Annotated in this window: 36 protein-coding genes and 1 tRNA gene; 14 read left to right on the top strand and 23 right to left on the bottom strand. The window is 59.8% G+C overall.

The genetic code is table 11. The annotated features are described in order from the left end of the window. The first annotated feature begins 19 nt into the window (after window positions 1-19). From SynA1524_RS07675 to SynA1524_RS07665, 3 genes are read left to right on the top strand one after another with little or no spacing between them, the layout of a single operon-like run. Entirely contained in the window at window positions 20-1,690 is a 1,671-nt protein-coding gene (locus SynA1524_RS07675) for a SulP family inorganic anion transporter (protein WP_286188533.1), read from the top strand. Continuing rightward, the gene (pyrC, locus tag SynA1524_RS07670; protein ID WP_186496541.1) at window positions 1,683-2,714 is read left to right on the top strand and encodes a dihydroorotase; all 1,032 of its coding nucleotides are present in this window, start codon (window positions 1,683-1,685) and stop codon (window positions 2,712-2,714) included. The genes SynA1524_RS07675 and pyrC overlap by 8 nt, the downstream gene beginning before the upstream one ends. Beyond that, the gene (locus tag SynA1524_RS07665; RefSeq protein WP_186496539.1) at window positions 2,705-3,007 is read left to right on the top strand and encodes a TlpA family protein disulfide reductase; all 303 of its coding nucleotides are present in this window, start codon (window positions 2,705-2,707) and stop codon (window positions 3,005-3,007) included. Before pyrC ends, SynA1524_RS07665 begins: the two co-directional genes overlap by 10 nt. Window positions 3,008-3,029: 22 nt before the next feature. Here the strand turns inward: SynA1524_RS07665 and SynA1524_RS07660 are convergent. Continuing rightward, window positions 3,030-3,115 (bottom strand) — tRNA-Leu (locus SynA1524_RS07660). 40 nt (window positions 3,116-3,155) lie between these two features. Here SynA1524_RS07660 and SynA1524_RS07655 point away from each other — a divergent pair. From SynA1524_RS07655 to trpA, 3 genes are read left to right on the top strand one after another with little or no spacing between them, the layout of a single operon-like run. Continuing rightward, window positions 3,156-3,407 carry an NAD(P)H-quinone oxidoreductase subunit L gene (locus SynA1524_RS07655; RefSeq protein ID WP_186496537.1) on the top strand — a complete coding sequence of 84 codons (252 nt, stop codon included), beginning with the start codon at window positions 3,156-3,158 and terminating at the stop codon, window positions 3,405-3,407. Window position 3,408: 1 nt separating this feature from the next. Next, window positions 3,409-3,750, top strand: coding sequence for a DUF3007 family protein (locus SynA1524_RS07650; RefSeq protein ID WP_186496535.1), 342 nt, complete (start codon window positions 3,409-3,411; stop codon window positions 3,748-3,750). A gap of 35 nt (window positions 3,751-3,785) precedes the next feature. Then, window positions 3,786-4,595: a tryptophan synthase subunit alpha gene (trpA, locus tag SynA1524_RS07645; protein WP_186496533.1), complete on the top strand. Its 810-nt coding sequence runs from the start codon at window positions 3,786-3,788 to the stop codon at window positions 4,593-4,595. A 120-nt stretch (window positions 4,596-4,715) separates the two neighbouring features. Here the strand turns inward: trpA and SynA1524_RS07640 are convergent, their stop codons facing one another. Then, the gene (locus SynA1524_RS07640; protein ID WP_186496531.1) at window positions 4,716-5,087 is read right to left on the bottom strand and encodes an AbrB family transcriptional regulator; all 372 of its coding nucleotides are present in this window, start codon (window positions 5,085-5,087) and stop codon (window positions 4,716-4,718) included. 97 nt (window positions 5,088-5,184) lie between these two features. On the opposite strand from SynA1524_RS07640, the gene SynA1524_RS07635 reads away from it, so the two are divergent. Then, entirely contained in the window at window positions 5,185-5,454 is a 270-nt protein-coding gene (locus SynA1524_RS07635; protein ID WP_186499567.1) for a YciI family protein, read from the top strand. On the opposite strand, the gene SynA1524_RS07630 is transcribed toward SynA1524_RS07635, so the two are convergent. After that, window positions 5,430-5,762, bottom strand: a complete 333-nt coding sequence (locus SynA1524_RS07630; RefSeq protein ID WP_186499568.1) for a c-type cytochrome — start codon at window positions 5,760-5,762, stop codon at window positions 5,430-5,432. The genes SynA1524_RS07635 and SynA1524_RS07630 overlap by 25 nt on opposite strands. A gap of 30 nt (window positions 5,763-5,792) precedes the next feature. After that, window positions 5,793-6,023 carry a DUF3136 domain-containing protein gene (locus SynA1524_RS07625; RefSeq protein ID WP_186496529.1) on the bottom strand — a complete coding sequence of 77 codons (231 nt, stop codon included), beginning with the start codon at window positions 6,021-6,023 and terminating at the stop codon, window positions 5,793-5,795. Between the two features lie 89 nt (window positions 6,024-6,112). On the opposite strand from SynA1524_RS07625, the gene SynA1524_RS07620 reads away from it, so the two are divergent. Continuing rightward, window positions 6,113-6,628, top strand: a complete 516-nt coding sequence (locus SynA1524_RS07620) for a Nif11 domain/cupin domain-containing protein (RefSeq protein WP_186496527.1) — start codon at window positions 6,113-6,115, stop codon at window positions 6,626-6,628. On the opposite strand, the gene SynA1524_RS07615 is transcribed toward SynA1524_RS07620, so the two are convergent. From SynA1524_RS07615 to SynA1524_RS07595, 5 genes are all read right to left on the bottom strand, one after another. Further along, window positions 6,543-7,043 carry a phosphate-starvation-inducible PsiE family protein gene (locus SynA1524_RS07615; protein ID WP_186496525.1) on the bottom strand — a complete coding sequence of 167 codons (501 nt, stop codon included), beginning with the start codon at window positions 7,041-7,043 and terminating at the stop codon, window positions 6,543-6,545. The genes SynA1524_RS07620 and SynA1524_RS07615 overlap by 86 nt on opposite strands. 6 nt (window positions 7,044-7,049) lie before the next feature. Beyond that, on the bottom strand, window positions 7,050-7,343 hold the full coding sequence (locus SynA1524_RS07610; protein ID WP_286188532.1) for a hypothetical protein: 294 nt from the start codon (window positions 7,341-7,343) through the stop codon (window positions 7,050-7,052). Further along, a complete protein-coding gene (locus SynA1524_RS07605) occupies window positions 7,340-7,654 on the bottom strand; it encodes a hypothetical protein (RefSeq protein WP_186496521.1) in 315 nt (104 codons plus the stop codon). Before SynA1524_RS07605 ends, SynA1524_RS07610 begins: the two co-directional genes overlap by 4 nt. A 10-nt stretch (window positions 7,655-7,664) precedes the next feature. Continuing rightward, window positions 7,665-8,039 (bottom strand): YkvA family protein, encoded by a 375-nt coding sequence (locus SynA1524_RS07600; protein WP_186496519.1) that lies wholly within the window; start codon window positions 8,037-8,039, stop codon window positions 7,665-7,667. Window positions 8,040-8,110: 71 nt separating this feature from the next. Further along, entirely contained in the window at window positions 8,111-9,037 is a 927-nt protein-coding gene (locus SynA1524_RS07595; protein ID WP_186496516.1) for a sigma-70 family RNA polymerase sigma factor, read from the bottom strand. A 179-nt stretch (window positions 9,038-9,216) separates the two neighbouring features. On the opposite strand from SynA1524_RS07595, the gene SynA1524_RS07590 reads away from it, so the two are divergent. The 3 genes from SynA1524_RS07590 (at window position 9,217) to SynA1524_RS07580 (ending at window position 11,117) form a co-directional block, all read left to right on the top strand. Then, window positions 9,217-9,708, top strand: coding sequence for a DUF2214 family protein (locus tag SynA1524_RS07590; RefSeq protein ID WP_186496514.1), 492 nt, complete (start codon window positions 9,217-9,219; stop codon window positions 9,706-9,708). After that, the gene (locus SynA1524_RS07585) at window positions 9,708-10,355 is read left to right on the top strand and encodes a zinc metalloprotease (protein WP_186496512.1); all 648 of its coding nucleotides are present in this window, start codon (window positions 9,708-9,710) and stop codon (window positions 10,353-10,355) included. The genes SynA1524_RS07590 and SynA1524_RS07585 overlap by 1 nt, the downstream gene beginning before the upstream one ends. A 135-nt stretch (window positions 10,356-10,490) precedes the next feature. After that, entirely contained in the window at window positions 10,491-11,117 is a 627-nt protein-coding gene (locus SynA1524_RS07580; protein ID WP_353616550.1) for a L,D-transpeptidase family protein, read from the top strand. Here the strand turns inward: SynA1524_RS07580 and hisIE are convergent. Next, complete coding sequence (gene hisIE, locus SynA1524_RS07575; RefSeq protein WP_186496509.1) at window positions 11,114-11,782, bottom strand: bifunctional phosphoribosyl-AMP cyclohydrolase/phosphoribosyl-ATP diphosphatase HisIE; 669 nt, start codon at window positions 11,780-11,782, stop codon at window positions 11,114-11,116. The genes SynA1524_RS07580 and hisIE overlap by 4 nt on opposite strands. Before the next feature lie 64 nt (window positions 11,783-11,846). On the opposite strand from hisIE, the gene SynA1524_RS07570 reads away from it, so the two are divergent. Together SynA1524_RS07570 and SynA1524_RS07565 are read left to right on the top strand one after the other, a co-directional pair. Beyond that, window positions 11,847-12,332 carry a 6-carboxytetrahydropterin synthase gene (locus SynA1524_RS07570; RefSeq protein ID WP_186496507.1) on the top strand — a complete coding sequence of 162 codons (486 nt, stop codon included), beginning with the start codon at window positions 11,847-11,849 and terminating at the stop codon, window positions 12,330-12,332. A gap of 41 nt (window positions 12,333-12,373) precedes the next feature. Then, a complete protein-coding gene (locus SynA1524_RS07565; protein WP_186496505.1) occupies window positions 12,374-12,979 on the top strand; it encodes an aquaporin in 606 nt (201 codons plus the stop codon). Here SynA1524_RS07565 and clpB read toward each other — a convergent pair. Next, a complete protein-coding gene (gene clpB / locus SynA1524_RS07560; RefSeq protein ID WP_186496503.1) occupies window positions 12,968-15,556 on the bottom strand; it encodes an ATP-dependent chaperone ClpB in 2,589 nt (862 codons plus the stop codon). The genes SynA1524_RS07565 and clpB overlap by 12 nt on opposite strands. Window positions 15,557-15,659: 103 nt before the next feature. Between clpB and SynA1524_RS07555 the strand changes: the two genes are divergently transcribed. Beyond that, window positions 15,660-15,860 carry a DUF8662 family protein gene (locus SynA1524_RS07555; protein WP_186496501.1) on the top strand — a complete coding sequence of 67 codons (201 nt, stop codon included), beginning with the start codon at window positions 15,660-15,662 and terminating at the stop codon, window positions 15,858-15,860. Here SynA1524_RS07555 and SynA1524_RS07550 read toward each other — a convergent pair. From SynA1524_RS07550 to SynA1524_RS07495, 12 genes are all read right to left on the bottom strand, one after another. Next, complete coding sequence (locus SynA1524_RS07550; RefSeq protein WP_186496499.1) at window positions 15,849-16,124, bottom strand: hypothetical protein; 276 nt, start codon at window positions 16,122-16,124, stop codon at window positions 15,849-15,851. The two genes, SynA1524_RS07555 and SynA1524_RS07550, sit on opposite strands and share 12 nt — an antisense overlap. Continuing rightward, a complete protein-coding gene (locus SynA1524_RS07545; protein WP_186496497.1) occupies window positions 16,121-16,519 on the bottom strand; it encodes a hypothetical protein in 399 nt (132 codons plus the stop codon). Before SynA1524_RS07545 ends, SynA1524_RS07550 begins: the two co-directional genes overlap by 4 nt. Next, a complete protein-coding gene (locus SynA1524_RS07540; protein ID WP_186496495.1) occupies window positions 16,519-16,746 on the bottom strand; it encodes a Nif11-like leader peptide family natural product precursor in 228 nt (75 codons plus the stop codon). Before SynA1524_RS07540 ends, SynA1524_RS07545 begins: the two co-directional genes overlap by 1 nt. A 4-nt stretch (window positions 16,747-16,750) precedes the next feature. Further along, window positions 16,751-17,107, bottom strand: a complete 357-nt coding sequence (locus tag SynA1524_RS07535) for a c-type cytochrome (protein WP_186496486.1) — start codon at window positions 17,105-17,107, stop codon at window positions 16,751-16,753. A gap of 127 nt (window positions 17,108-17,234) precedes the next feature. Next, window positions 17,235-17,594 carry a plastocyanin gene (petE, locus tag SynA1524_RS07530; protein WP_186496483.1) on the bottom strand — a complete coding sequence of 120 codons (360 nt, stop codon included), beginning with the start codon at window positions 17,592-17,594 and terminating at the stop codon, window positions 17,235-17,237. A gap of 7 nt (window positions 17,595-17,601) precedes the next feature. After that, window positions 17,602-18,621: an NAD-dependent epimerase/dehydratase family protein gene (locus SynA1524_RS07525; RefSeq protein WP_186496481.1), complete on the bottom strand. Its 1,020-nt coding sequence runs from the start codon at window positions 18,619-18,621 to the stop codon at window positions 17,602-17,604. Beyond that, complete coding sequence (hemE, locus tag SynA1524_RS07520; protein WP_186496479.1) at window positions 18,618-19,676, bottom strand: uroporphyrinogen decarboxylase; 1,059 nt, start codon at window positions 19,674-19,676, stop codon at window positions 18,618-18,620. Before hemE ends, SynA1524_RS07525 begins: the two co-directional genes overlap by 4 nt. A 48-nt stretch (window positions 19,677-19,724) precedes the next feature. Next, window positions 19,725-22,052 carry a 1,4-alpha-glucan branching protein GlgB gene (glgB, locus tag SynA1524_RS07515; protein WP_186496477.1) on the bottom strand — a complete coding sequence of 776 codons (2,328 nt, stop codon included), beginning with the start codon at window positions 22,050-22,052 and terminating at the stop codon, window positions 19,725-19,727. 60 nt (window positions 22,053-22,112) lie between these two features. After that, window positions 22,113-22,697: a DUF3887 domain-containing protein gene (locus tag SynA1524_RS07510; protein ID WP_286188529.1), complete on the bottom strand. Its 585-nt coding sequence runs from the start codon at window positions 22,695-22,697 to the stop codon at window positions 22,113-22,115. A 135-nt stretch (window positions 22,698-22,832) separates the two neighbouring features. After that, entirely contained in the window at window positions 22,833-24,443 is a 1,611-nt protein-coding gene (locus tag SynA1524_RS07505; protein ID WP_186496475.1) for a CocE/NonD family hydrolase, read from the bottom strand. Further along, the gene (locus SynA1524_RS07500) at window positions 24,433-24,681 is read right to left on the bottom strand and encodes a DUF8664 family protein (protein ID WP_286188528.1); all 249 of its coding nucleotides are present in this window, start codon (window positions 24,679-24,681) and stop codon (window positions 24,433-24,435) included. The genes SynA1524_RS07505 and SynA1524_RS07500 overlap by 11 nt, the downstream gene beginning before the upstream one ends. A gap of 94 nt (window positions 24,682-24,775) precedes the next feature. Beyond that, window positions 24,776-25,165 (bottom strand): DUF4332 domain-containing protein, encoded by a 390-nt coding sequence (locus SynA1524_RS07495; protein ID WP_186496471.1) that lies wholly within the window; start codon window positions 25,163-25,165, stop codon window positions 24,776-24,778. Window positions 25,166-25,168: the final 3 nt, after the last annotated feature.

Raw genomic sequence — 25,168 nt, 5'->3', positions numbered from 1 at the left:
CCGCCTAAGATCACAAGCCTTGACGCTGGGCCGGATCGTGCTGAACCGCATCAACGCCACAAACCTGAAGGGGGATGTGTTCGGCGGACTCACAGCTGCCGTGATCGCGTTGCCCATGGCATTGGCCTTCGGCATCGCTTCGGGTGCCGGTGCTGCCGCTGGTCTCTGGGGGGCGGTGATCATCGGTCTGATGGCGTCGCTGTTCGGTGGCACGCCCACCCTGATTTCGGAGCCCACAGGCCCGATGACCGTGGTGTTCACGTCAGTGATCATCAGTTTCACCGCGACAGCCGACAGCCCTGAGCAGGCCTTGGCGATGGCCTTCAGCGTCGGCGTTCTGGCCGGGATCTTTCAGATCCTCTTCGGTCTGTTCCGGCTTGGGCGTTACGTCACGATGATGCCCTACACGGTGATTTCGGGCTTCATGTCCGGCATCGGCATCATCCTGGTGCTGCTGCAACTGGGGCCCTTCCTGGGACAGGCCACTCCCAAGGGGGGGGTGATAGGCACCTTGTTGGAGATGCCGGCCCTGGTTCAGGGAACCCAGCCCATGGAGCTGCTGCTGGCCTTGATAACCCTGGCCATCCTTTGGTTCACCCCCTCTGCGGTGAAAAAGGTCTGCCCGCCGCAGTTGCTGGCACTTGTGGTGGGCACGGTGCTGGCTCTGAGCCTGTTCAGTGGCGCAGGTCTGCGTACCATTCCGGAGTTTTCTGCCGCATTTCCCAGCTTCCAGCTGCCGACGTTCTCCAGCGGTAAGTTGCGGCTGATGGTGATCGATGCCGCTGTGCTCGGGATGCTCGGCTGCATTGATGCGTTGCTCACCTCAGTGGTTGCCGACAGCCTGACCCGCACGGAACACAATTCCAACAAGGAGCTGATCGGCCAGGGTCTGGCCAATGTCGTGTCCGGGCTGTTTGGGGCGATGCCTGGTGCCGGAGCCACCATGGGAACGGTGGTCAACATTCAGTCCGGCGGACGAACCGCCTTGTCCGGCATTGTCAGGGCCATTGTGCTGATGCTGGTGGTGTTGCTGGCGGCTCCGCTGGCATCCCGCATCCCCCTGGCGGTGCTCGCCGGCATCGCTGTGAAGGTGGGCATCGACATCATCGACTGGGATTTTCTCCAGCGGGCCCACCATCTGTCGGTGAAAGCTGCGGTGATCACCTACGGCGTGATCGCTCTCACTGTGCTGGTGGATCTGATCGCTGCAGTGGGCATCGGCGTGTTTGTCGCCAACGTGCTCACGATCGACCGCATGAGCACGCTGCAGTCCAAAAAGGTGAAAACCATCAGCACCACCGATGACGATGTGGAGCTCAGTGATGAGGAGCAGCAGCTGCTGGATCGAGCCTCCGGCATGGTGCTGCTGTTCCAGTTGGCTGGTCCGATGATTTTTGGGGTTGCTAAGGCGATCTCCCGCGAGCACAACGCCATCGGCAATTGCCAGGCTGTGGTGTTTGACCTCTCCGAGGTGTCCCACCTGGGGGTGACCGCTGCCATCGCCCTTGAGAATGCAGTGAAAGAAGCGATGGAGGTGGGCCGCGATGTGTTCATGGTTGGTGTTTCCGGAAGCACCGAGAATCGCCTTCGCAAACTGAAGTTGCTGGAGCGCTTGCCTGAGGGTCATCTCACCTCTGATCGCCTGTCGGCTCTGCGTCTGGCGGTTGAAGGGCTTCCAACCCATGCCTGAACAGCTCACGATCACCGCTCCGGACGACTGGCACGTTCACCTCAGAGATGAGGAGATGCTGGAACGGGTTGTGGCCTACACAGCCCGTTGCTTCCGGCGAGCCATCGTGATGCCCAACCTGCGACCGCCGATTACGACGGTGGATGCAGCGCGTTCGTACCGCGACCGCATCCTGTCGGCCTGTCCTGAAGGGGTGGCATTCACACCCTTGATGACCGCTTATCTCACGGACAACTCAGATCCAGATGATCTTGAGCGGGGTTTCCAGGAGGGGGTCTACACCGCCGCCAAGCTGTATCCCGCGAACGCCACGACCAATTCAGCCGCTGGTGTGACTGATCTCGGTCAGATTGGACCTGTCTTGAGCCGGATGGAGGCCATCGGCATGCCTCTGCTCATTCATGGGGAAGTGACGGATCCGGATGTCGATGTGTTCGATCGGGAAGCGGCGTTCATCGAGCGGCATCTGATGGTCCTGCGGACCCGTCATCCTGAGCTCAAGGTGGTGTTCGAGCACATCACCACCGAGCAGGCCGTTGATTACGTGGGTTCGTCCGATAGCAATCTGGCGGCCACGATCACACCCCATCACCTGCACATCAATCGCAACGCCATGTTCCTTGGCGGCTTGCGCAGCGACTTCTACTGCCTGCCGGTGGCCAAACGGGAGCGCCATCGTCTTGCTCTGCGGCGGGCGGCCACCAGCGGAGATCCACGGTTTTTCCTGGGCACTGATTCCGCCCCTCATCCGAGAGCCGGCAAGGAAACCTCCTGCGGCTGTGCAGGCATCTTCAATGCCCCCCATGCGCTGGAGAGCTACACCCAGGTTTTTGCAGAGGAAGAGGCCATGCATCACCTCGAAGGTTTCGCCTCCCTGCACGGTCCAACCTTTTACGGCCTGCCGGTGAACAACGACACGGTCATCCTTGAAAAGGTTGCTGTTGACGTGCCCGAGCTGGTGAACGGGCTGGTTCCCTTCCATGCTGGGGAAACGCTGCCCTGGAGGCTTCAGCCATGCATGTGATCAAGTTCAGCTCAGAGGATTGCGGCACTTGTCACAAGATGAGCCATTACGACGCCAAGGTTGCTGAGGAGCTTGGTGCCGAGTTCGTCTCGGTGATGCTTCAGGACACCGAGGCTTACAGGAAATACCGCAAAGTCCTGCTGAAGCAGTATCCCAACAAGGAGGGGATGGGATGGCCGACCTATCTCTTGGTCACTGACCCGGAGGGTGATTTCACCATTCACGGGGAACTGAAGGGCGGTATGTCCAAAGGAGAGTTCCGCACCCGCCTAGGTGCATTGCTGGCTGACTGACGATTCGTTAGCTGAGGCTTGATGGGGGCAGGGGGACTTGAACCCCCACAGGCCTTTCGGCCCAAACGATTTTAAGTCGCGTGCGTCTACCAATTCCGCCATGCCCCCTTGGAGGACATCCTAGATTTCCCCCATTCGATCTCAGATCTTGGACCTGCAGTCCCTGGTTTCCTCGATCCCTCAGGACACCCTGCTGGTGATCCTGGCCTATGCCCTGCTGGGCGGTCTTTATCTGCTGGTGGTGCCGTTGGCCCTGTTCTTTTGGATGAACAGCCGTTGGACGCGCATGGGCAAGGTGGAACGGCTCTTGGTGTACGGCCTTGTGTTCCTCTTCTTCCCGGGAATGGTCCTGTTTGCCCCATTCCTGAATTTCCGACTCAGCGGCCAGGGAGACAACTGAGTTGACGCGGGGCAAGGTTCTTCTGATCGGTCTGGTCGTTCTGCTGCTTGGTGGGGTTGGTTATGTCGGCTTCGATGCTCTCGGCCTGAAAGGTTTCTCAGCCGGGATTGCGGCCCAATCTCTGCTCGTGTTGATCGTGGTGGTGTGGACGGGGTCCTACTTGTTCCGTGTGGTCTCTGGCCAGATGACCTACATGGAGCAGCGCCGCCGCTACCGCGAGGTGTATGACGAACAGGAGGCTGAGGATCTCCAGAAACGATTTGATGCGCTCCCCCCGGAGGAACAGCAAGCCCTGCTTCAAAAGATCGGCATGGATGAATCCGACGCGCCCTCTGGCTCATAGGCTCACCGGGTTGCAATCCGATTGGTCGCGCCGCGATGTCGAGCCAGATGTTGTCACCCATCGCTCAGCGCTTTGAGCAGCTCAAACAGGAGAAGCGTCTGGCCTTGATGCCATTTTTAATGGCTGGCGACCCTGATCTGGCAACAACCTCAGAGGTGTTGCTGAGTTTGCAGAACTCAGGGGCAGACATGGTGGAGCTGGGGATGCCCTACAGCGACCCTCTGGCGGATGGTCCTGTGATCCAGGCCGCTGCAGCACGAGCGCTTGCTGCGGGCACAACACCCGGAAAGGTGTTGGAAATGCTGACCTCTTTGAAGGGCCAACTCAACATTCCGGTGATCTTGTTCACTTACTCCAACCCCTTGCTGAATGTGGGCATGGAGGCGTTCTGTGAACGCGCTGCAGCGGCGGGAGCCGCTGGGCTTGTGGTTCCTGATCTGCCCTTGGAGGAAGCGGAACGGCTGTCGCCTCTGGCGGAACAACAGGGACTGGATCTGATTCTGCTGGTTGCACCCACAACCCCCGCTGATCGGATGGTGCGAATTGGTCAACGCAGCCGGGGCTTCACTTATCTGGTGAGCGTGACCGGTGTCACCGGGGAACGTGCCCAGATTGAAACCAGGGTGGAGGGGCTTGTGCAGGAGCTGAAGCAATCCTCGGCGGTTCCAGTGGCTGTGGGTTTCGGTATCTCTGGAGCCGATCAGGTGCGCCAGGTGCGCAGCTGGGGAGCTGACGGCGCCATCGTCGGTAGTGCGCTGGTCAAGCGCATGGCGGCGGCTAGTGACGGCCAAATTGCTGAGGAAGCCGGACGATTCTGCAGAGAGCTCCGCAACGCAGCTGACTGACCTGGACTGGGGAATTAGGGCATCGATCCAACATGAAAAAGGCCCTGGAATGACCAGGGCCAAAGAACTTTGGACGTTTTTGGGCTTCAGGTCAGTACTTTCGGAGTACCTCTCTGACCATCACTCTTCGTCGTCTTCGGAGCCTCCGACAGGCATCAGACGAATCTGCTTGCGGCCCAGTTTGATCTCAAACTCGTCACCGGGTTTGAGATCCAGAAGTGCTGTGTAGGCCTTACCAATCAGCAGGTTTCCGTTTCCTTGAACTGTGGCGACGTAGCTCAGCTTGCGTCCGCCTTTGCCGACGCCACCGATGCCGGTGGTGCCAAGGCTGACACCTTTGGCTTCCAGAAGAGATTCATAAAACGCCGTGAAGTTCAGGCGCTCGCCACCGTCCTTTTTGTTGGAGACGTAGCCACAGGCGCGAACCAGATCGGACTTGCTGACATCACCCAGCTCTTTGACTTTGTTGAGAAGGTCGCTCCCAGTGAGCATTGGTTTCGTTAGTGATCAACTTTCACAACATAGCGTTTGGTCATCCACTCGTGCCATCCTTTTCTCAGAAATATTTTCTCTGTCGTCACGGATTGCTATGGCTCGTTTTGTTCTGTGGGGGACATACAGCGCTGATGCGCTTGAAAAACGGGTGCCATTTCGGCAGGAACACTTGTCGCGTCTGAAATCACTGAAAGACGATGGCGTCCTGATCACTCTGGGGCCAACTGAGGGGGGTACCCACGTGTTCGGTATTTTTGAGGCTGACGCGATTGGTACCGTCCGGCAGCTTGTGAAGGACGATATCTATTGGAAACAAGGAATCTGGACGGCCCTTGAGGTCTATCCCTGGATCCAGGCATTCTGAGCCTGTTCAAGAATCCAGCTTGCCACCAGTTGGTCACCGCCTTCACCGAGCTTGTCGCCATAGCCGCTCATCTGGCCAATGCCGTTCCGGGCAATGCGTGCAATCGCTTCTGTTGAATCCAGGCCTTGGCGTTGCAAGGTGGCCAGCTTGAGATTTTTGCCGCGCCGAATGATGTTGCCGCCATTCATATGACAGCCTGCACAGTGCTGGCCAAACAAAACAGCGCCCTCTCCGGAGGTCTCACCGGCAAGAGCGCTGGTTGTGAATGATGTGAACAGGATCAGGACCGCTGCAGCGGTGGCGATCAATCGGCTCACCAATGTTGTTTCAACTGCTGCTCAGTTTGCAGCAGCGGGCTGAGCTCTTCTGTAACGCGCCACCAGCTCTTCAGGAGAGCGGTAGCTCTGGGGCAGGGAGGTGTGCAGGCGGTGCAGATAATCCCAGCAGATGGTGCGACGGATGGACTCCATCTCACGGCCGTCGGCCACCAGACGACGCAGCGCCTGGCAGTACGTGGCGAAGCCTGCTTCCAGATCTCCGATGGTCAGAACCTTGGTCGCTGTTGGCATGAGCGGGAAGATCAGGGCTTCCTGACTTTCGGCGTCCGAGAGTCCTTGTGTCTGTTGCCAGGATCACCGCATGTCGAGCTGCATCGGGAATGACAGAGCAAGATCTCAGTCGCTTCCTGCACAAGGTGAACCAGCTGCAGCAGTTGGTTCAGAGCCTTGAAGATGATGAGCAGCGCAGGCAATCGCTGGCTGCCTGCACAAACCACAACCAGGTGGTGGCTCTCGCCAGAAGCTGGGGATTTGAGATTGCGCGTCGCTGGGGAGAACCGGACAGTTGTCTATGCGACGACAACCTGCTGGAGGAGGCCTTGCCGTCGAAGGGATATGAAACAGAGCGCATCCTGCTCGAAGGAGATCATTGGTGGCTCTCGCTGATCAACTCCAACGATGCCTCAACCCCATCAGGGGAATGGATGAGCCAGGAGACGTTCGAATGGGTTGTGCTGCTGCGGGGCAGTGCACGCATCAGCTGTGACAACCCCTCAGAAGAGATCGACCTCAGCGTTGGAGATCATTGGTTCATTCCCCCGCATCGACGGCATCGGCTGGAACGGACCGATCCTGAGCCGGGAACGCTCTGGTTGGCCCTGCATTGGCGCGCTTGACCAGCCAATAGGCCGCTGAAAGTGACACCACGGCGATGCCAAGGCCTACAAGCAGTTGAGGTTTGTTTTCAGCGCCGGAGGGCAGAACGATCACTTTGCGGGCCACAGCCGTCAGGGCCGTGACAAGAACCAATTCGATCTGAACGACGTGCCGGCGCAGATAGCTGGTGATGTTCTGCAACACCTCCAGAGCGATCAGCACAGTCAACAGATCACCGAGCACCTTGATCAGGTCATCGCCCAGCCAGGTGGCCTCCGAACCGGTCAGGAGCTTGGAACCAAGCGACATGACCAACTCAATCAGTGCAGCGAGGATCACAACACCGGTGATCAAGGTGAGCAATCGGGCGACTTCCCGTTCTCCGGAATCGACGATCGTCAGGAAGGATGTTTGCGACTTTCGGGAGCGGCTCAAGCTTGATCAGTCGTTGAAGGGGTTGTAGTAGGGACGGGCTGGCGTGTTATTTGCCGATGTCTCGACCTTGGTGTCGCAGCTGATAGCGCCGTCGGCCGTCGTCTCGCAATTGGTGGGGACCACCTTGATGTCCTTGCTGGTTTTGCTGTCAGGACTCAGCATCCAGCCCTCCGATTGCGCTCTGGCAGCGGGTGCGATTGCAGCGTTGAGGCTCAGCAGCAGCGTGAAGGCAGCGGTCAGCATGGCCGTGGTCATTGTGTGCTCGCTACGTATCACCACTTTGCCGCCGAAGTGCTTCAACTGGGGCAGTCCTGTCGAATTTCCTGGAGCAGCAGATCCAATTGGCCGAAGGGATCGCTTTGCTCTGCCTCTTCACCGGTGTGATCGGCGCCGCCGTGCCATTCGGCTTCAACGCGGCAAAGCCGAGCCAGCAGTCCTGAGAGGCCGTTAAGCCGATGCTCTCGCTCCAGAATCTCCAGCAGTGCTGGCATCCGAGTCGAAACGGCCTTCAAGCTGCGGCGAAGGTCCGCCTGGGTTCGACCTTGCTGTTTGAGCCAATCCTTGAGCAATTGGCTCAGCTCCGCTTCCAAGTCCTCAGTCCAGGCAGCCATCAGGTGTTGCTCAGCGTGTCAGTGGGAACCATTGGTCCAGTCTGCGCTGGGCACGGGCCTGGATGGTTGGCGTGAGGTGATTACGCCAGACGCCGATCACGGCCGTCAAGGCCACGAGGTCATCACTGAATCCGGCAGCGGGAAGGATGTCCGGAATCAGATCCGCTGGCATAAGGAGATAGCTCAGGGCTGCCAACATGGTTAGTCGGACCGGTGATGGAGTGCCTGGGTCCAGCAACAGCTCCAGGGCTTCCAGTGCAGGACTCGCCAAGCTTCGTCCGGCACGAACGAGAAGCCGCTTCAGCAGGCTTTCGTCGACCAGCTCGCTGTCGATCACCGTGGCTTCAACGGTGGTCTGGGAAGCATGACTTGAGGCTTGACCCATCAACAGCCCTGAAGGAATGCCACCAATATGACGCGCTTGGGTGGAATGAACGGTTGGTGGTTAACCGCTGTTCAGAGTGTGGATTCCACCAGGCCGCTCTGGACGCCGGTTTTACGCAGTTTGCGCAAAGCACGCTGCACCACCTGGCGGCAATATTCACGAGAGCAGTTCATGTGGCGTGCCACTTCGGCCAGGGTGCGCCACTCGTTGGTGCCGTCGAGACCAAACCGCAGGGTCACGACAGTGCGTTCTTTGGGCGTGAGGTTGGCTTTGCCGAGCAACGTCCACACCGAAGCGGATCGTTCCGCGATTTCAGCCCTCTCCATTGGAGGCAATTCGTCGCTGGGAAGAACATCCACCAGCTCGGAGGGGTCTGACTTGGATTTCACCACCCCCTGAAGACTGACCGTGACGCTTCGCAGTTCACAGGCCAGAAGGTCTTCGATTTCCGCGAGGGGGATGTCCATGAAGTCCGCCAGCTGCTCAGCGGTAGGCGTCAGACCATTGCGCTGCATCAAGCGGGCCTTGGCAGCCCGAAGCTTGGTCAGTTTTTCGTTGACGTTGACAGGGATGCGGATCGTGCGGCTCTGGGTGGACAGGGCGCGGTTCAGTCCTTGACGAATCCACCAGTAGGCATAGGTCGAAAAGCGATGGCCTCGGGTGGGGTCGTACTTCTCGACGGCACGGGTCAGACCAAGGGTCCCTTCCTGGATTAGATCCAGCAGGTCCAGTCCCTTGCCCTGATACCTCTTGGCGAGATTGACAACGAGCCGAAGATTGGCCGTGATCATTTGATTTTTGGCTCGCTCCCCACGACGAATCACCGCTTTTTCCTCGTCGCTGTAGTTGCAGGCATCGCCTTGACATCCGGCGAGCTGGCAGCGTTCTGTAATCACAACCATCGCCTGAACCTTCCTCCCCAGCATGAGTTCCTGCTCTGGGGTCAGCAACTGATGGCGGCCGATTTCACCAAGAAAGGCACTCAGAGAGCTCACCATATGGTTCTAGTCGCTGAATTGAAGCTAGAACAGTTGTGTTTTTCTTTCTCGGGTGTAATAAAGACTGCGGAATTAATATTTTGACAACACTTATGCCTTTTCTTCTGATGTCCGAAGGCAATCTTTCAAAAAGGTGATGCCGCGCCGGTTAGGGTCGGCGCGTTTCCTGGTCGAAATCCATGCATCTGGCCGTGGCCTTAACCGCCGACATCGCCAAAAACGCTGGCGTTGCCTACGTGCATTACGTCAGTTTCATGTTCTGTTTTGGTGCCTTGGTGCTGGAGCGCAAGCTGATCAAGGCCAACCCTGATCGGGGCGAGGCCACGGCCATGGTCATCACGGACATCGTCTATGGCATCGCAGCTCTGGCGTTGCTGGTCAGTGGCATTCTCCGGGTGATTCATTTCGGACAGGGATCTGAGTTCTACACGCAGAATCCATTGTTCTGGTGGAAGGTCGGCCTGTACCTGTCCGTCGGCGGCCTCTCTCTGTACCCAACGATCACTTACATCCTCTGGGCGATCCCCCTGCGCAAGGGTGAACTGCCCAAGGTCAGCGAAGCACTGGCCAGTCGCCTGGCCTGGATCATCAACATTGAATTGGTCGGATTTGCCAGCATCCCCTTCCTGGCAACACTGATGGCCCGTGGCGTTGGCTTGCCTGCGGCTTGATGCCTGCGGAGCCGTGTCCTCCAGCCCAGGAGACCCGCCTGTTGGAGGCGACTCCGTTGATCCGCTCCACATTCTCTGAGGCCAAGGGGTACGGCCTTTCCTTGGCTACAACTTCCATGGGGCCGGCTTCTCTGCCCAGATGGTGCGTTTGGGTTGAGCCAGCAACAGGTGATCCGCCTGACCGTTGGCAGAAGCGTTGGTTATCAGCTGTGGGGGCGGCCCTCGACACCTGGTCAGGTCATCTTCCCGTGGTTCGTGTCCAGGATCCGGATCGAGCCCATGTGCGGTTGCGCCGGCAAAGGCCTCCCAGGCGGCGGACGCCGAGCGGCTGGCGTGCCAGCAACGGTCGCAGTCGACTGCAGCTGGTTCAGGTGCGGCGGCAGGGCGTGTGGCGATTTGAGCCCAAGGTGTGGGTGCTCGTGTCCCCGGAACTGCGGGCGCCAGTGCTGCAGGCCACGGCCCTGCATGAGCTGGGCCATGCCTTCGGGCTTTGGGGACACAGTCCCGATCCTGGCGATGCCATGGCGGTCCACCAGGGCCAGGACCCGGTCCTGAAGCTTTCGGAGAGAGATCTCGAGACACTTCAATGGCTGCGCAGCCAGAACGCCAGCTTTGGAGTTCCAGAGAGAAGCGAGACGCAGAATTGATCGATATCGTGAATATATAGATGTGATTTGATTGTTATATCGTGCTGTGCGCGGCGAGCACGATCTCGTCAAGCTGGTGACATTGATTGAGTTGTCGTGGTTCCTATTCGCTCGCTGTTTTCGCTTGCCTTGCTGGTGAGCCTTGCCAGCTGTTCCAGCGCTGACGATCCGGTGGTGGGAACGGGCCAAACGGCGGAGTCCAGGCGCCTGGTGCGAATTCAATTGGATGCTGAGAACCCCCCGGCCAGTAAGGGGATTCTTGAAGCAAGTGGAGAAGCCCAGCCCTTTCCAGTTGGTTTCGGTCGTTTGGGCCTCGCCTGTGCTGGCACGAGCTTCCAGGATGGGCTGACGCCCCTTGGCAGGTTTCGTGTCAACGCAATCCTCAGTGAAAGCGACTTCGCAATGGAGCCTGATCTGGTGGAACAATCCGGCAAGAGCGAAGCAGAGCTGAAGACCTCATTGTTCCAAAATATGAGTGATATCGATTTCAAGGGCGATGGCCAGTCCAGCGAGTACGGCATCGGATACATCAGTTTGGCGCCGGTTCCTGCTTCTGAGCAGCCGTTTCAGTTCAACACTTACAACGGCAAGTTCCGCTGGTACAGCTTCGCCATCCATGGCACCAACGACGAGCGGCGCGTTGGTCAATCGGTGACCGGTGGTTGCATCAACGTGAACCAGGACACGTTGAAGACTTTGCTCGGCACGCTTCAGCTCGGTGATGAGGTGGTGATCAGCAGCGACAGCCCCTGTCTGCCTTAGTGCCGGCGCGGGGCTCCCCGTCGTGCGGCCAGCACCTCCTGAACCTGACGCCAGCTCACGCCGTGGTGGGCCAAGGCCACTTGCATATGGAAGAGGATGTCAGCGGCTTCTCCTGCGATCTCCTCAGGATTGTCGTCTTTGCACGCCATCACGAATTCAGCACTCTCCTCCCCGATTTTCTTGAGAATCTTGTTGTCACCCCCCTCCAGCAGCTTGTTTGTGTAGCTGCCTTCTTCCGGGGTGTCTCGCCGAGCCTCGATCACGCGAAACAGCTCTGTGCAAGCGTCAGCAGGGGGAGGCAAGGCATCTGAGCCCCCGTCGGAACGTTGATCGCCGCCTTCGTAGAAGCAGCTGCGGGCACCGGTGTGGCAAGCAATGTCGCCACGTTGTTCGATGGTCAGCAGCAGCACATCAGCATCGCAGTCGTAGCGGATGGAACGCAGGGTCTGGGTGTGACCACTGGTGGCTCCTTTGTGCCACAGCTCCTGTCGTGAACGACTCCAGTAATGGGCCTCGCCGCTGTTCAGGGTTTGTTGGATCGATTCCCTGTTCATCCAGGCCACCATCAGAACGGCCCCGTCCAGCCAGTCCTGGGCGATCGCTGGGATCAACCCCGCTTCGTTAAAACGGAGTTGCTCGATGAAGGCGGGGCTGAGGGGCTGCATCAGTCCTCGGTTTCTGCCTTGATCCTCCCGCAGCGTTCTGACCGACTTCGCCCTTCTGCCAATCGTGCCTGACCCCCCGACGCGTTTCACCTGCAGCAAACAGTTCGAGGGCTATCCCTGTTGCCATCGCCAGTGGCGCCATGCGGGTCATTGCCGCTTCGTGCACGGATACAGCAGGAGTTTCACGCTTTGGTTCGCCGCCACCGAGCTTGATGAGTGTGGGTTTGTAGTCGATTTCTCAAGTTTGCGTCCGTTGGAGCAGCAGCTGCGTGATCAGTTCGACCACACCTTTCTGGTGAATGCCGATGATCCTCTTCTTGAGGATTGGAGACGGTTGCATGAACGGGGAGCGCTTGATCTGCGGGTGATGGACAACGTGGGGATGGAGTCAACTGCCGCTCTGGTGTGGGATTGGGCCAACAGTCTCCTCAAGCAACGGGACGGCGGGCGGAGCTGCTGCTGGGCTGTTGAAGCGCGTGAGAATTCGCGTAATGCTGCCCAGGTTCATGCTGTGCCGTCGTGGTTTGGGGCGCACCGCAAAATTGCCTAAATTTGAAATGCTCCCTGCCTCAGCGCTGTCGTTTAGAGGCTTTGGGGACAGCCGTGCTTGCTTTCACGATCAGTCGTGTTGGTCTGGCTGATCTGAACGGATTCGAGCAGGCGTTGGCCATTGGCCTCTGCCTGGCCATGCTGATTCACGTGATTGGGCGCTTGAGCGGTGCACATTTCAATCCTGCAGCGACCGTTCTGATAACTCAGCAGCGCTTTGGCCAGGCAGCCTTCCGCTCCCGCGAATCCTGGCTTGAAGCCAGCAGCCACATCGTGGCTCAGATCATCGGGGCGTTGATTGGTTTCGCGCTTATCCCTGAGCAGGACACCAGCAGCGAATTTGCTCTTGATGGATTGATCGCTGAGGCTGTGTTCAGCCTCGCGTTGTACGGGTTGATCCTCCGCTGGAGTGACGAGGGCCGGATCTGTCCATTCGCTCAACCCCTTTCCGGCCTCGTCATTGGAGCTGGTCTTGGCTTTCTCGCTTTCATTGGCGGTCTTACTCAGTCTGGGATTTACAACCCTGCCATCGCCATTGGCTTGTCCACCCACGGCATGTCGGGGGTGGTTTTGGCCATCGTTGGGGAGATAGTCGCTGTGGCCATTCTTTTGCCCTTCACGTTTCGGAAGCCTGCTTCAGCTGATTAAGAGTTTCTCTTCAGTTACATCAACCTGCACCGTCTGTCCCTCACTGAGCTGCCCCGCCAGGATCGCTTTGGCGATTGGTGTTTCCAGCTCCCGCTGGATGGCGCGTTTAAGGGGTCTTGCTCCGTAAACCGGGTCAAAGCCAATGGTGGCCAGCCAATCGGCTGCGATGTCGCTGAGCTGGAGGTCCAGCTTGCGTTGCTCGAGACGCCCACGTAGACGATCCACCTGCAGTGAAACGATCCGGCGCAGCTCTTCCTTCTCAAGGCTGCGGAAGATGATCTGATCGTCGAGCCTGTTCAGGAATTCGGGACGGAATTTGGCCTTGAGCGCCTCGTTAACCCGTTGCACCATCGCCGTGTGTTGCTCCGGATCCCCCGCCAGCTCAAGAATCGATTGGCTGCCGATGTTGCTGGTGAGGATCAACACGGTGTTGGTGAAATCCACGGTGCGGCCCTGGCAGTCGGTGACGCGGCCGTCATCGAGGATCTGCAGCATCACATTGAACACATCGGAGTGGGCTTTCTCCACCTCGTCGAACAGGATTACGGCGTAAGGCCGTCGCCGTACCGCTTCCGTGAGCTGGCCGCCGGCTTCATAACCCACGTAGCCCGGAGGGGCACCGATCAGTCGGCTCACGGTGTGTTTCTCCATGTACTCCGACATGTCGATGCGCACCATGGCGTTGTCGCTGTCGAACAGTCGATTGGCCAGCGCCTTGGAGAGTTCTGTTTTGCCGACACCGGTGGGGCCGAGGAACAGAAAGCTGGCGATGGGCCGGTTGGGATCGCTGAGACCTGCCCTTGAGCGTTGAATCGCGTCGGCAACGGCGGTGACCGCCTGGTTCTGTCCGATCACCCGTTGATGCAGATCGTCCTCCAGCTGCAGTAGTTTCTCCATTTCGCTCTGCACCAGGCGAGCCACGGGGATGCCGGTCCACTTGGCGATCACTTCAGCAATGTCGTCTTCGGTGACCTCCTCCCGCAGCAGGGTTTTGTCCGTTCCGTCCTCGTCTTCCAAGAGGTCTTCCTTCTCCTGCAGCTGGCGTTGCAGCGTGGCGAGAGTTCCGTATTCGAGTTCAGCTGCCTTGTTGAGGTCGTAATTGCGTTTGGCCTGCTCCACCTGCAGCTGAACCCGTTCGATCTCCTCCTTCAGGGCTGAGAGCTGATCGATGGCACCTTTTTCACTTTGCCACTGGGCATTGAGGCTGCTCTGTTGTTCACCGAGTTCGGCCAATTCCCGTTCAATCCGTTGCAAACGCTCCTGGCTGGCACTGTCGGACTCGCGGCCGAGGGAGAGTTTTTCCATCTCCAGCTGCAGAATCTTGCGATCGATCTCGTCGATCTGCTCCGGTTTGGAGGTGATCTCCATTTTCAGCCGGGCGGCGGATTCATCCACCAGATCGATGGCCTTGTCCGGCAGGAAGCGATCGGTGATGTATCTGCTGCTGAGCATGGCGGCGGCCACCAAAGCGCTGTCGGCAATGCGTACGCCGTGGTGCACCTCGTAGCGCTCTTTCAAGCCCCGCAGGATTGAAATCGTGTCCGGCACCGTGGGCTGATCCACCAGCACCTGCTGGAAGCGTCGCTCCAGGGCGGGATCCTTCTCGATGTGCTGACGGTGCTCATCCAGGGTGGTGGCCCCGATGCAGCGCAGTTCACCCCGGGCCAGCATCGGTTTCAGCAGATTGCTGGCGTCCATGGCGCCACCGCTGGCGCCAGCGCCCACCACCGTGTGGATCTCATCGATGAACAGCACGATCTGTCCATCGGATGAGGTGACCTCCTTCAGCACCGACTTGAGCCGTTCTTCGAATTCACCGCGGTATTTCGCCCCGGCGATCAGGGCGCCCATGTCGAGGGCAATGAGCTGTCGGTTCTGCAGGGCCTGGGGCACATCACCATTGACGATCCGCTGTGCCAAGCCCTCGACGATTGCTGTTTTGCCGACCCCGGGTTCACCGATCAGGACGGGGTTGTTCTTGGTGCGGCGGCTGAGAATCTGAATGGTGCGGCGGATCTCTTCATCCCGTCCGATCACTGGGTCCAGCTGACCGTCGCGGGCCGCTGCGGTGAGATCGCGGCCGAACTTTTCCAAGGATTCGTAGGTGGCCTCAGGGTTCTGGTCTGTCACCGTTTGGTTGCCGCGCACCGCCGTGATCGCCTCCTTGAGTGTGTTGGTTGTCACCCCGGCCTGGCTGAGCAGCTGCCGGCCGCAGCGATCATCCTCCGCCAGGGCCAGGAGCAGATGCTCGATGGCGATGAAGCTGTCGCCGAATCCATCCCGCCGCTGCTCGGCTCGGTCGAGGGTCGTATTGAGGGAGCGGCCGAGAAACACCGAATCGGGTGCCGAGCCAAGGCTGGGCAGCCGTTGCAGATGGCCTTGAACACGAGCCTCGAAGGTGGTGACGTCAACGCCGGTTTTGCTGAGGATTCGCCCGGCCAGTCCGTTCTGTCGAAGCAGCGCCAGCAGCAGATGTTCCGTTTCCAGCTGCTGGTGCCTGGAGGCCTGGGCGAGTTGCTGGGCCGCGACGATGGCGGCCCAGGCCTGTTCGGTGAATTGTTCGGCCGTGGGTTGCATATGACTGTTGCAGTGTCCTGAACAAACCGTATGGGCATTCAGCTGATGCCGATGGCGGTGAACCGGCTGCGGTTTTTACAGTTCCCCGAACATCTGATCTGGCATGTCCGATCCGCAGCTCCTGCAAACCCTGGTGGACAAAAGCCTGGAGCTGTCGGCCAGTGCGGGTGGAGAGCTGGAGCGCAGCTGCTGGATGGTGGTGCATGAGCACCACCACGGCACGAAGCCCAGTGAATACGACATCCGCGAGATCGATGAGGAGCTTTATCTCGCAGTACTGAACGCCGCGCGATCAGCTCAGTAGCTCACGGATCTTCACCAGATTTGGCTTCTCTGCTGCAATCTTGTCGCTCATCTCCTTTGGCAAGCGTGCCTCGAGGATGGCCTGCTTGTTCATCTCATGGGCCAAACGTTCCCGAAAGGTGGTGAAGGCCTCCAGGTAAAGCAGGGCTTCGCCAGGTTGGAGAGGAACCTGTTCCAAAGCATGTTTGAAGTGGAAGTAGGTGGTCGTCCAGCCGATCAATTCATCCAGCGTGCTCAGGCCCAATGGGTTCTCGGGAAGGCTCATCCGCCAAACCCCTGCACCTTGGCCTGTGGTGTCAGTGCCCGCAGCTGACCATCCAACAGAACCTTGCGCTCGCCATCGCTGCCGACGTGCGGGGCGATTTCGACACCGGCCTTCTGCATCGCTTCCAGGGCGTGTTGTTCGTCCTGAGATCCTGTATCGCAGCGAAGGTAGTTCTCCACCGCGGCTGCCGCTCTTTGATCTCTGGCGAAGAAGACGGTGCCGGGTCCGCGCCGCACCCCGGTGAGCTGTTTTTGACGCCGGCGTTGTTGCACGCTGGCCCACAGCCGACCCTGATTGGCCGTCATAAAGGCGTTGAGGTCTGAGGCATCGGTGTCTTCCGCAAGCGCCATGCTCGACCCGTCAACAAAGTCGCTCAGCAGGGTGACCACGGCCATCAGGACGTCGGTGAACGGAAGGGTGGGTTGAGTCTGCTGGTTTGGAACCAACGTCCTATGCGACTGTCGGCAGCGTCGCTTTGCAGATCGGCTCGGTGCAACGCAAAGCCATGGCTGCGGGCCAACTCAATCAGTTCCGCATTGTTGCGACAGGCTGACACCTCGCGTCGTAGCGGCTGATGGCGCTCAACGGCCCGTAGAAAATCGCTGAGCGCTTCTCGGCTCATCGCCTCACCAGCCCAGTTCAGCTTGCTGTTCCACATAGGTGGCCACAGCGATGATCTCGGCTTCGCTGAGTTTGCCTTCGTAAGAAGGCATCGCATTCTTGCCAGCTTCAATCTGGTGTTCGATCGCTTCCAGGGGATCCTGCTGATATTCCTCCAGATGGGCATTGAGATCCCGGATTTTCAGGCTGCGATTGGCCCGGATCACATTGCCGCCCCCCATATGGCAGGCCGCACAGTTGCTGCTGAAGATCTGCTCCCCCTGCTCAATCACTGCGCCCTCGAGAGCATACGCAGGAATCGGAACCAGCACCGGCCCGATCAGGGCAAGCAACATCAGCAACAAGCCGGCAAGTCTCACCATCGAGCGTCGTTTGATGCTCCAAGCTATCGATCGCTTCCGACAAATGAAAGAACCCCGGACCGTGTTTGAAACACAGCCCGGGGTTTTTGATCGCTCAACCCTGGGGACTGAGCAAAGAATTAACGGATCACTCGACGATCACTTTGCCGACCATGCCTGCACCACGGTGGGGCTCGCAGTAGTAGTCAAAGGTGCCAGCTTCACTGAAGGTCTCTTCCCAGGACTCACCGGGGTTGAAGGCCAGATCGCCGTGGCTGTACTCGTCGTGGCCGTCGAACACGGCGTTGTGGGGAGCAAGCTTGTTGTTGACGAACTTGACGGTGTCACCGGCCTTGATGGTGACGGTGGCGGGTTCGAAGGCGAGCATGCCGGAGTCGGTGCCGAGCTTGACTTCGACAGTGGCGGCCTGTGCAGTACCGACGTTCAAGCCGATCAGCATCAGGAGGGCGCAGCATGCAGCTGCAAGGGTGCGAAGGACGGACCGCATGAATGTATTAAGTCGTTGGAGAGACTTTACGCTGGGTTCTGGTGCTGCCGCGGTTGGGTAGGCCGGAATCGCTAAGAACTGTTTCCAGGGTGGGGGCATGGCTTTCTCCCCCGAAGCGCTCGGGAGCGCTCACCGGGTCATGGATGAAGTGGCGTTGACGGATGCTGAAGCGATCCCAGGCATTCACCTCGATCGGCAGGATCTTGATCAGGGTTTCGATCAGCCAGGCCCAGAGGGGGATTCCCGGTGTCCGGCCCACCCCGCGCCACCGGCAGAGGGTCGCCACGGCATCGTCAACGCTGATCGACTGCTGTCCCATCACTACCCGGCGAAGGGCCCCTTGGCCAGGTTCACGGTTCGGTGCATGGGACCGTGTGGCGAACTGACCGCAGATCCGGGCGATGTCCTCCGCATGGATGAAGTGGAAGCTGGCGTCGGCCCGCAGCCAGCGGGCCAGCCAGAGCCATCGACTCGCTTCCGCCAGGCCTTCCGTGAGATAGCTGGTGGGGTACGGGCTGGTGCCATCCACGCGGCCACCGAACACGAGGGTTGGAAACACGGCAATGATCTTGGCCGCCAACGGATGCTGCTCCAGTTGCTCCAAACACCGAGCCTTGGTTTGGATGTATTCGGTGCCGTAGGCTTGAGCCTCCGGCAAGGGCCTGAGGTCACGGTCCAGGATGCTGGCCGTTGAGAAGTAGATGATCTGCTCCACCACCAGGGGATTGAGCAGTTGCAGCAGACGCTTCACGGCCACCACATTCACCTGCTCCGCCCGTTCGGGATCTCCCCATGCGGTGGCGGTGTGAATCACACGGTTCACCGTTGCCAGTTCCGCTACAAACCGATCCGTGTCCCGCAGGTCACCCACCAACAGCCGGACCCGGGGATGGTCTGCCGGAACTGCAGTGAGTTTGGACGGGTCTCTCAGCCAGAGCAGCAACTCCGCATCGGAGTGCTGCAGCAGCCAGTGAGAGATGTATTGACCGACGCAGCCGCTGGCGCCAGTGACCAGGATCCGGGTCAAGCGACGGCCCCGATGCGGTCGATCACGCTCTTGCCGGAGCGGAAGAAGGCGGCGCCGTTTTCCTCAGGCGTCCCCGGCAGGATGCCGTGGCCCAGGTTGAGGATGTGCTTCCTGCCGCGGGCCTTGCGCACGCAGTCGTCAATACGGGCCTCGATCGCGTCCGGCGTTCCGAACAGCAGACCCGGATCAACGTTGCCTTGAACACCGATGTGCTTTGGCAAGCGGGCCAGAGCTTCAGCCATGTCCACGGTCCAGTCCAGAGAAATGATGTCCACCCCTGTGGTGGCCATCCGTTCAAGGACGCCGGCACTGCCGGAGATGTACAGGATGAAGGGGGTATCGGGATGGGTCTGCTTGACCAGATCCACCACCTTCTTCTGGTATGGCGCGGCGAAGGTGTCGTAATCGGCAGGACTGAGTTGTCCGGCCCAGGAGTCGAACATCTGGACGACCTGAGCGCCGGAATCAATCTGATAGCGCAGGTAGTTGGCGATCGACTCGGCGAAGTGGTCGAGCAGTTTGTGCAGCAGCTCTGGTTCGCGGAAGGCCATGGCCTTGATCACCGCGTAGTTCTTGCTGCTTTTGCCTTCCACGACATAGGCCGCCAAGGTCCAGGGTGCGCCGACAAAACCGAGCACAGCTGCCTCGTTGCCGACGCTTTGGCGCAGCCGTCCCAGCACCTCACCAACAAATGGCATCGACTCGCTGGGGTTCAGCGGGCGCAGGGCGTTCACCTGATCCATGGAGCGGATCGGATCACCGATCTGCGGGCCCTTGCTTTCGATGATGTCGAAATCGATTCCCATCCCCGGCAGCGGCGTGAGGATGTCGGAGAACAGGATCACGCCGTCCGGCTTGAAGGCGTGAAACGGTTGCATGGAGATCTCATAGGAGAGATCAGGGTTTTCGGAGCGTTCGCGAAAGCTGGGGTACTTATCGCGCAGATCCCGGTAGATCTTCATGTAACGCCCGGCCTGACGCATCATCCAGACCGGAGGACGCTCCACCGCTTCACCGCGGGCTGCACGCAGAAGCAGGGGCAGAGTGTCGCGCATCAAGCCGAAATCAGGTAAGCCGGAAACCTACCTGAGTTCCGTGTTTGGCTAATTGGTGTCAGCGGTTTCGTCATCTGCTTTGTCACAGGCTGATGCTGAAGCCGCTTGGAGGCTGCGCTTGGGGTCGTGGCGGAACACCAGGAGACTGAGGGGAGGAAGGCAGAGATCCAGGGAGTTCTCGTAGCCGTGGATGCTCCATTCATCGGTTGGCTTGCCGCCCATGTTGCCGAGGTTGCCGCCGCCATAACGGGCTGCATCGGTGTTGAAGATCTCCTCGTAGAAGCCCGCCAGCGGAACACCGACCTTGTAATTGGAATGGCTCTGTGGTGTGAAGTTGGCCACCACCACAAGCCAGGTGCCACTGCTGCTTTCACGCCGCATGAAACTGATCACGGAATGACGGTTGTCATTGCAATCAATCCACTGGAATCCGAACTGGTCGAAGTCGTCACGCCAGAGGGCCGGCTCAGCTTTGTACAGCGTGTTGAGGTCATCCACCAGCAGCTGGATGCCCTTATGCGGTTCGTAATTGAGCAGATCCCATTGCAGATCTCCCCAGACATTCCATTCAGCGCGCTGGCCGAATTCCATCCCCATGAAGATGGTTTTCTTGCCGGGATGGGTCCACATGTAGGCCAGCAGTGCTCGGGTGTTGGCGTATTTCTGCCAGTCGTCACCTGGCATCTTGTGGAGAAGATGGCTTTTCCCATGCACCACTTCGTCGTGGCTGAGCGCCAGCATGAAGTTTTCTGTGTAGGTGTACCAGATCGAGAAGGTGATGTTGTTCTGGTGGAACTGACGGAACCAGGGATCCAGCTCGAAGTAATCGAGCATGTCGTGCATCCAACCCATGTTCCATTTCAGGTTGAATCCCAGGCCACCCATCTCCGTGGGTTGGGTCACCATCGGCCAGGTGGTGGATTCTTCCGCGATCGACAGCGCCCCGGGGAAGTGCTGGAACAGCACATGATTCGCCTGTTGCAGGAACTTGACGGCTTCCGTGTTTTCTCTGCCGCCATGCTCGTTAGCCAGCCATTCACCATCTGGACGCAGATAGTCGCGATAAAGCATTGAGGCCACCGCATCAACGCGGATGCCGTCGATGTGAAACTGTTCGAACCAGAACACCAGATTGGCAACCAGGAAGTTACGAACCTCGTTGCGGCTGTAGTTGAAGATCAGCGTTCCCCACTCTTTGTGCTCACCGATGCGCGGATCGCCGTGTTCGTAGAGGTGTGTGCCGTCGAAGAAGGCCAGGCCATGGGCATCCTTGGGGAAGTGGCCAGGCACCCAGTCGATGATGACGCCGATGCCTTCGGCGTGGCAGCGATCAACAAAGGCCCGGAATTCATCCGGGGTGCCGTAGCGGCTGGTGGGGGCGTACCAGCCGGTGACCTGATAACCCCAGGAGCCATCGAAGGGATGCTCGGTGATGGGCATCAGTTCGATGTGGGTGAATCCCCGTTCCTTGACGTAGGGGATCAGGCGATCCGCCAGCTCGGCGTAGGTGAGCAGCCGAGCGCCGGGCTTCATGTCGGCAGCGGGCACCGGGGCTCGCGGGGTGCCATCGGGCTGAATCCAGGGTTCGTCGGCGCTGGCATGGATCCAGCTGCCGAGATGAATCTCGTAAACGGAGATGGGCTGCTCCAGTGGATTGCTGCTGTCGCGCCGCTGCATCCAGGTGCCGTCCGACCATTGGAAGCCCTCGAGGCGAGCCACCACTGAACTGTTGTCCGGGCGAACCTCGTGCTGGAAGCCGTAGGGGTCGGCTTTTTGATAGCAGTGCCCGCCCTGGGTGCGGATTTCGTAATTGTAGAGAGACCCTTCAGCCAAACCTGGGATGAAAAGTTCCCAGATCCCCCCCATGCGCTGCTGCATGGGGTGGTGACGGCCATCCCAGGAGTTGAGATCACCCAGGATCGACACGCTCAGGGCATGCGGTGCCCAAAGGCAGAACATCACACCGGAGATGCCATCACGCTGCGTGAGGTGGGCGCCCATCCGTTGCCAGATGTGGTGGTGATTGCCCTGGGCAAACAAGTGGCGATCCATGTCGCCCATCCAGTCATCCCGGAACGCCCAGGGGTCGTGCTGTTCGTGGGTGATTCCGCCGCGCTCGACCCGCACCCTGTAGTTGCTGCCGGGGTCGTGGCTGAGCGTTGTTTCAAACACCCAGGGGTGATTGGGAGCGGTCATCGCTGTTTCCCGACCGCCCTCCAGCAGCGTCACGCTGTGGGCTTCCGGCATCCACACCCGAACGGTCCAGCCCGCATCGCTTGGTTGCGGGCCGAGGATCGCGAACGGGTGGTCATGCCGACAGTTCGCGAGACGTTCGCCGTCCTGAACCATCCAGTCGAGGACTGCCGCGCCACCCATGGAAGAGCTGTGAAGTGGGCGCGATGTTAAGCGGAATTTTTCGTTGATTCCGCTGCCGAATCAGACGAAGTCGCGGGAGATGTCGACGTTGATGATCCGTCCACGATCGTCAAAGATCACGAACAGGTTGGAGGTGGCCTTACCGAACTCCACCGCCACCAGCACCAGTTGCTGATTCCCGTCCTGGCTGGCGATCACGGCATCCTTGATCTTGCGGAAACCGCCAGAGACACTGGCAAGCTTTCTCCATTTGCGCTGCAGATCGGTTGGCGCCAGGTCCTTCTGCAGATCCAAGGACAACTTACTGCGGGCCATCAGCCACTTTCCATCCGCCAGATCTTTGACGAAAGCAAGGGCTGTGGTTTCGATGGCTTGAACCTGATCGGTCCATTTCCAGGCCAGCAGCTTGCCGTCATCGTCCAGCACGATCAGCAGGGGCTCCTCCCCTGCCGCTCTTGTAACGACAGCGTCAACGGTGGTGGTGCGATACTCAGGTAATACGCCGACAACCCTGCTGCTTTTAATGGCTGTGCGTTGATCAAGGCGCTTCTGCACCTGCTCCACCGTGATGCTGCTGCGGACGCTGTCCGTCAGGGTTTGGTGCAACACCGAGGCCTGGCGTTGACGCAGAGCCCTGAGCAGCATTTCTGAGACCTGCGTGGCCTGGGCCGTGCTCAGCTCGGTGGTGGCGGTCTGGGCCTGGGTGGGCGCAGCGGCCGTGATGGTCAGTCCAATGGGTGCTGGCCAGCAGGGCAGCGGAAAGCTTCACGGCGCGATCGATTAATCGAGGCTCAGTCTGCCGGAGTTGAACGGGTTCAGGCTGAGCATCGAGCCAGCAAGGTCCAGTGTCATCGTCACCACACGATGGTTGACGCTGGGGGCACTGCAGGGATGCTCCGGTGTGCCGGGATTCACTCCGATGGCTGGCCAGGCGGCAGCGGCAATCGAAAGGCGAAGACGATCACCGGATGAGCATGTGGCCAGGAGGGGTTGCAGCAGCACCCGTCGCTCGGCCATCTGCTCGGCCTCTGCCCCCAGAACGCGAAGCACTCCGCTGCTGAGTTGCTCAACGGCAGCACTGCCCTGCGGCAAGAGTGATAGCACCAAGCAGAGGTCGAAACCAGGTTGGTCGGCTCCTGCGCGGATCTGCAGCTGAGGCTGCCCCGCTAACTCCAACGGACCGTCCAGTGGTGCTGTGGTGAACGTGGCCACATCGGCCCTTGCATCCAGCGACTGCCGATCAGCGGGGCCGGCGGAGGGGCTGAGATGACCGCCGATGGCCTGCACAGGGCGCCATGGGTCGTGAACAATCCGCTCCTCACCAACGCCGGCGCCGGCTTCGTTTGGGTTCAGGCGGCCGCTGGCGGGATCCAGGCAGGCCAGGCCTTCCCCTTGAAGACTCCATGTGAGGGCACTGGGCCGTGGCCTGGAGCTCCATTGCTTGGTGCCGAGATCCCAGAGCTGCAGCTGACTTTGGCTGGTTTGGACCTGTTTCAGGTGTTGATCGAAGAAGCGCAGTAACACCGTCTGGGCTTCGGGCCACCATTGCAGATGGGTGGCCGGTCCGATGTGCAATTCAGGCCTTCCCCCTGCCTCTTCAGAACGCCTGTAGAGATCGAGGACTCCCAACAGATGGGGGTCCCACCAGCCCCCCAGCAACAACATCGGTTGGCGCAACCAGGATTGCGGGGCGTCATGGCGGCGCCAAGCGGTGCCGTCTGCCGGATCCTGCGCCAGCCAGCGACAGGCCATCCCGTCGGGATCGTGGCGTTGCAGCAGTTCAGGCCCGTCCCGGAGATAGCTGGCATCCTCCAGTGCTCGACGGATCACTTCCCAGGCGTGGGAGTCCCCGCGGCGTCGCGCCTGCTGGGCGGCCAGTTGCAGACCCCAGCCAAGGTTCAGGTGCCACCAATGGGCACCGCCCTCGCTGCTCCAGTGGCGCCGCTCATCCAGCCCCGCCATGGCTGGAGCCAGGCAGTCCGGGGGTGGGGAATCTGCGGGGGCCAGCAGCTGTGTGATCCCTTGATACGAGAAGCCGTAGCAGCCGATCCGTCCGTTGCAGTCCGGCAAGGATCGGACCCAGTCATGGGTCTGGGCGGTGTCATCCGCCTCCTGGGAGAAACCACGGAAGGTTCCCTCGGAATCCCCCTGGCCCCGCACGTCCTGAACCACCACCAGATATCCCTGGCGTGCCCACCAGCTGGGGTGGGCCAGGGTCACGGTTGAGGCCAGACGCCGTCCATAGGGTTGTCGCATCAGCAGAGCTGGCCAAGGTCCGCCGCTGCGGGGGTGCCAGAGACGCGCCATCAACCGAATGCCATCCCGGAGGAGGAGCTCCGCGTCGTGCTCGACGATTTCTGATGCGCTGATCAAGGACGATTCAACGGACATCGGGGCAGTGCATGCCCACCACATAGGTCACCAATACTTCGGCGTCCTGCTTGGACAGCTTCTGTTCGCTGGCAATGTCTCGCGTCACCTTTTTCGAGTAGGCGGATTGTCCCTTGGCGTTCAGATCCTGGAAGCGGCTGCACATGTCTTTGGCCAGTTGTGGGTTGCGCTTGACGCTGTTGAGCAGCTCTGAATCCGCAGCAGCAGCGATGGACCCGGCCCATCCGAGACCGCACATAACAAGCGAGGCGACAATCCGACCGATGTCCATAGGGCATATCCCTGTGATCTGTTCATAAGCAAGCGCACAAGGCCTAGGCCTGATCAAGGGGTCAGTTCCCCGGTTGCCTGGCGCTCTGGATCCAGCGGCGGGCTGTGGCCAGGTCCACCACCGCCGGCCTGCCGGTGCCGAGGCTGCGTTCCAGGCGCCCCGTTTGCTGGACGACCCGTTCGGGTGTTGTGGCTGCGAGCGCTGCCCGTGAGGCAATGCCGGCATGCATCAGAAGAGCTGCGTCTGGTGGGGCAAGGTTGAGATCACACACCAACCCTGCGATGGCCCTCAGCCGCTTGAGATTGCGGGGGGACGCTCGGCCGCTGCGGGCAAGGCGACTGAGCTGAGCATCGTCCAGGTCCCGCAACTGCTGCCAATCGTTGATTCCTGCCTCGTCGAGCTCTTGCTGTTCGCGTCGGAAGGACTGGGGCAGATCACGCAACGGTCTCATCGG

The sequence above is a fragment of the Synechococcus sp. A15-24 genome (assembly GCF_014280195.1).
Classification (GTDB): Bacteria; Cyanobacteriota; Cyanobacteriia; order PCC-6307; family Cyanobiaceae; genus Parasynechococcus.
This window is presented reverse-complemented; position numbering and strand designations above follow the sequence as displayed.

Bases quoted from the DNA above. Each gene is read 5' to 3' on its own strand.
- pyrC (WP_186496541.1), top strand. From the start codon at position 1,683: ATGCCTGAACAGCTCACGATCACCGCTCCGGACGACTGGCACGTTCAC.
- SynA1524_RS07665 (WP_186496539.1), top strand. From the start codon at position 2,705: ATGCATGTGATCAAGTTCAGCTCAGAGGATTGCGGCACTTGTCACAAG.
- trpA (WP_186496533.1), top strand. From the start codon at position 3,786: ATGTCGAGCCAGATGTTGTCACCCATCGCTCAGCGCTTTGAGCAGCTC.
- SynA1524_RS07640 (WP_186496531.1), bottom strand. From the start codon at position 5,087: ATGCTCACTGGGAGCGACCTTCTCAACAAAGTCAAAGAGCTGGGTGAT.
- SynA1524_RS07635 (WP_186499567.1), top strand. From the start codon at position 5,185: ATGGCTCGTTTTGTTCTGTGGGGGACATACAGCGCTGATGCGCTTGAA.
- SynA1524_RS07625 (WP_186496529.1), bottom strand. From the start codon at position 6,023: ATGCCAACAGCGACCAAGGTTCTGACCATCGGAGATCTGGAAGCAGGC.
- SynA1524_RS07620 (WP_186496527.1), top strand. From the start codon at position 6,113: ATGACAGAGCAAGATCTCAGTCGCTTCCTGCACAAGGTGAACCAGCTG.
- SynA1524_RS07605 (WP_186496521.1), bottom strand. From the start codon at position 7,654: ATGGCTGCCTGGACTGAGGACTTGGAAGCGGAGCTGAGCCAATTGCTC.
- SynA1524_RS07600 (WP_186496519.1), bottom strand. From the start codon at position 8,039: ATGGGTCAAGCCTCAAGTCATGCTTCCCAGACCACCGTTGAAGCCACG.
- SynA1524_RS07595 (WP_186496516.1), bottom strand. From the start codon at position 9,037: ATGGTGAGCTCTCTGAGTGCCTTTCTTGGTGAAATCGGCCGCCATCAG.
- SynA1524_RS07590 (WP_186496514.1), top strand. From the start codon at position 9,217: ATGCATCTGGCCGTGGCCTTAACCGCCGACATCGCCAAAAACGCTGGC.
- SynA1524_RS07585 (WP_186496512.1), top strand. From the start codon at position 9,708: ATGCCTGCGGAGCCGTGTCCTCCAGCCCAGGAGACCCGCCTGTTGGAG.
- hisIE (WP_186496509.1), bottom strand. From the start codon at position 11,782: ATGCAGCCCCTCAGCCCCGCCTTCATCGAGCAACTCCGTTTTAACGAA.
- clpB (WP_186496503.1), bottom strand. From the start codon at position 15,556: ATGCAACCCACGGCCGAACAATTCACCGAACAGGCCTGGGCCGCCATC.
- SynA1524_RS07555 (WP_186496501.1), top strand. From the start codon at position 15,660: ATGTCCGATCCGCAGCTCCTGCAAACCCTGGTGGACAAAAGCCTGGAG.
- SynA1524_RS07550 (WP_186496499.1), bottom strand. From the start codon at position 16,124: ATGAGCCTTCCCGAGAACCCATTGGGCCTGAGCACGCTGGATGAATTG.
- SynA1524_RS07545 (WP_186496497.1), bottom strand. From the start codon at position 16,519: ATGGCCGTGGTCACCCTGCTGAGCGACTTTGTTGACGGGTCGAGCATG.
- SynA1524_RS07540 (WP_186496495.1), bottom strand. From the start codon at position 16,746: ATGAGCCGAGAAGCGCTCAGCGATTTTCTACGGGCCGTTGAGCGCCAT.
- SynA1524_RS07535 (WP_186496486.1), bottom strand. From the start codon at position 17,107: ATGGTGAGACTTGCCGGCTTGTTGCTGATGTTGCTTGCCCTGATCGGG.
- petE (WP_186496483.1), bottom strand. From the start codon at position 17,594: ATGCGGTCCGTCCTTCGCACCCTTGCAGCTGCATGCTGCGCCCTCCTG.
- hemE (WP_186496479.1), bottom strand. From the start codon at position 19,676: ATGCGCGACACTCTGCCCCTGCTTCTGCGTGCAGCCCGCGGTGAAGCG.
- glgB (WP_186496477.1), bottom strand. From the start codon at position 22,052: ATGGGTGGCGCGGCAGTCCTCGACTGGATGGTTCAGGACGGCGAACGT.
- SynA1524_RS07510 (WP_286188529.1), bottom strand. From the start codon at position 22,697: ATGCTGCTCAGGGCTCTGCGTCAACGCCAGGCCTCGGTGTTGCACCAA.
- SynA1524_RS07505 (WP_186496475.1), bottom strand. From the start codon at position 24,443: ATGTCCGTTGAATCGTCCTTGATCAGCGCATCAGAAATCGTCGAGCAC.
- SynA1524_RS07500 (WP_286188528.1), bottom strand. From the start codon at position 24,681: ATGTGCGGTCTCGGATGGGCCGGGTCCATCGCTGCTGCTGCGGATTCA.
- SynA1524_RS07495 (WP_186496471.1), bottom strand. From the start codon at position 25,165: ATGAGACCGTTGCGTGATCTGCCCCAGTCCTTCCGACGCGAACAGCAA.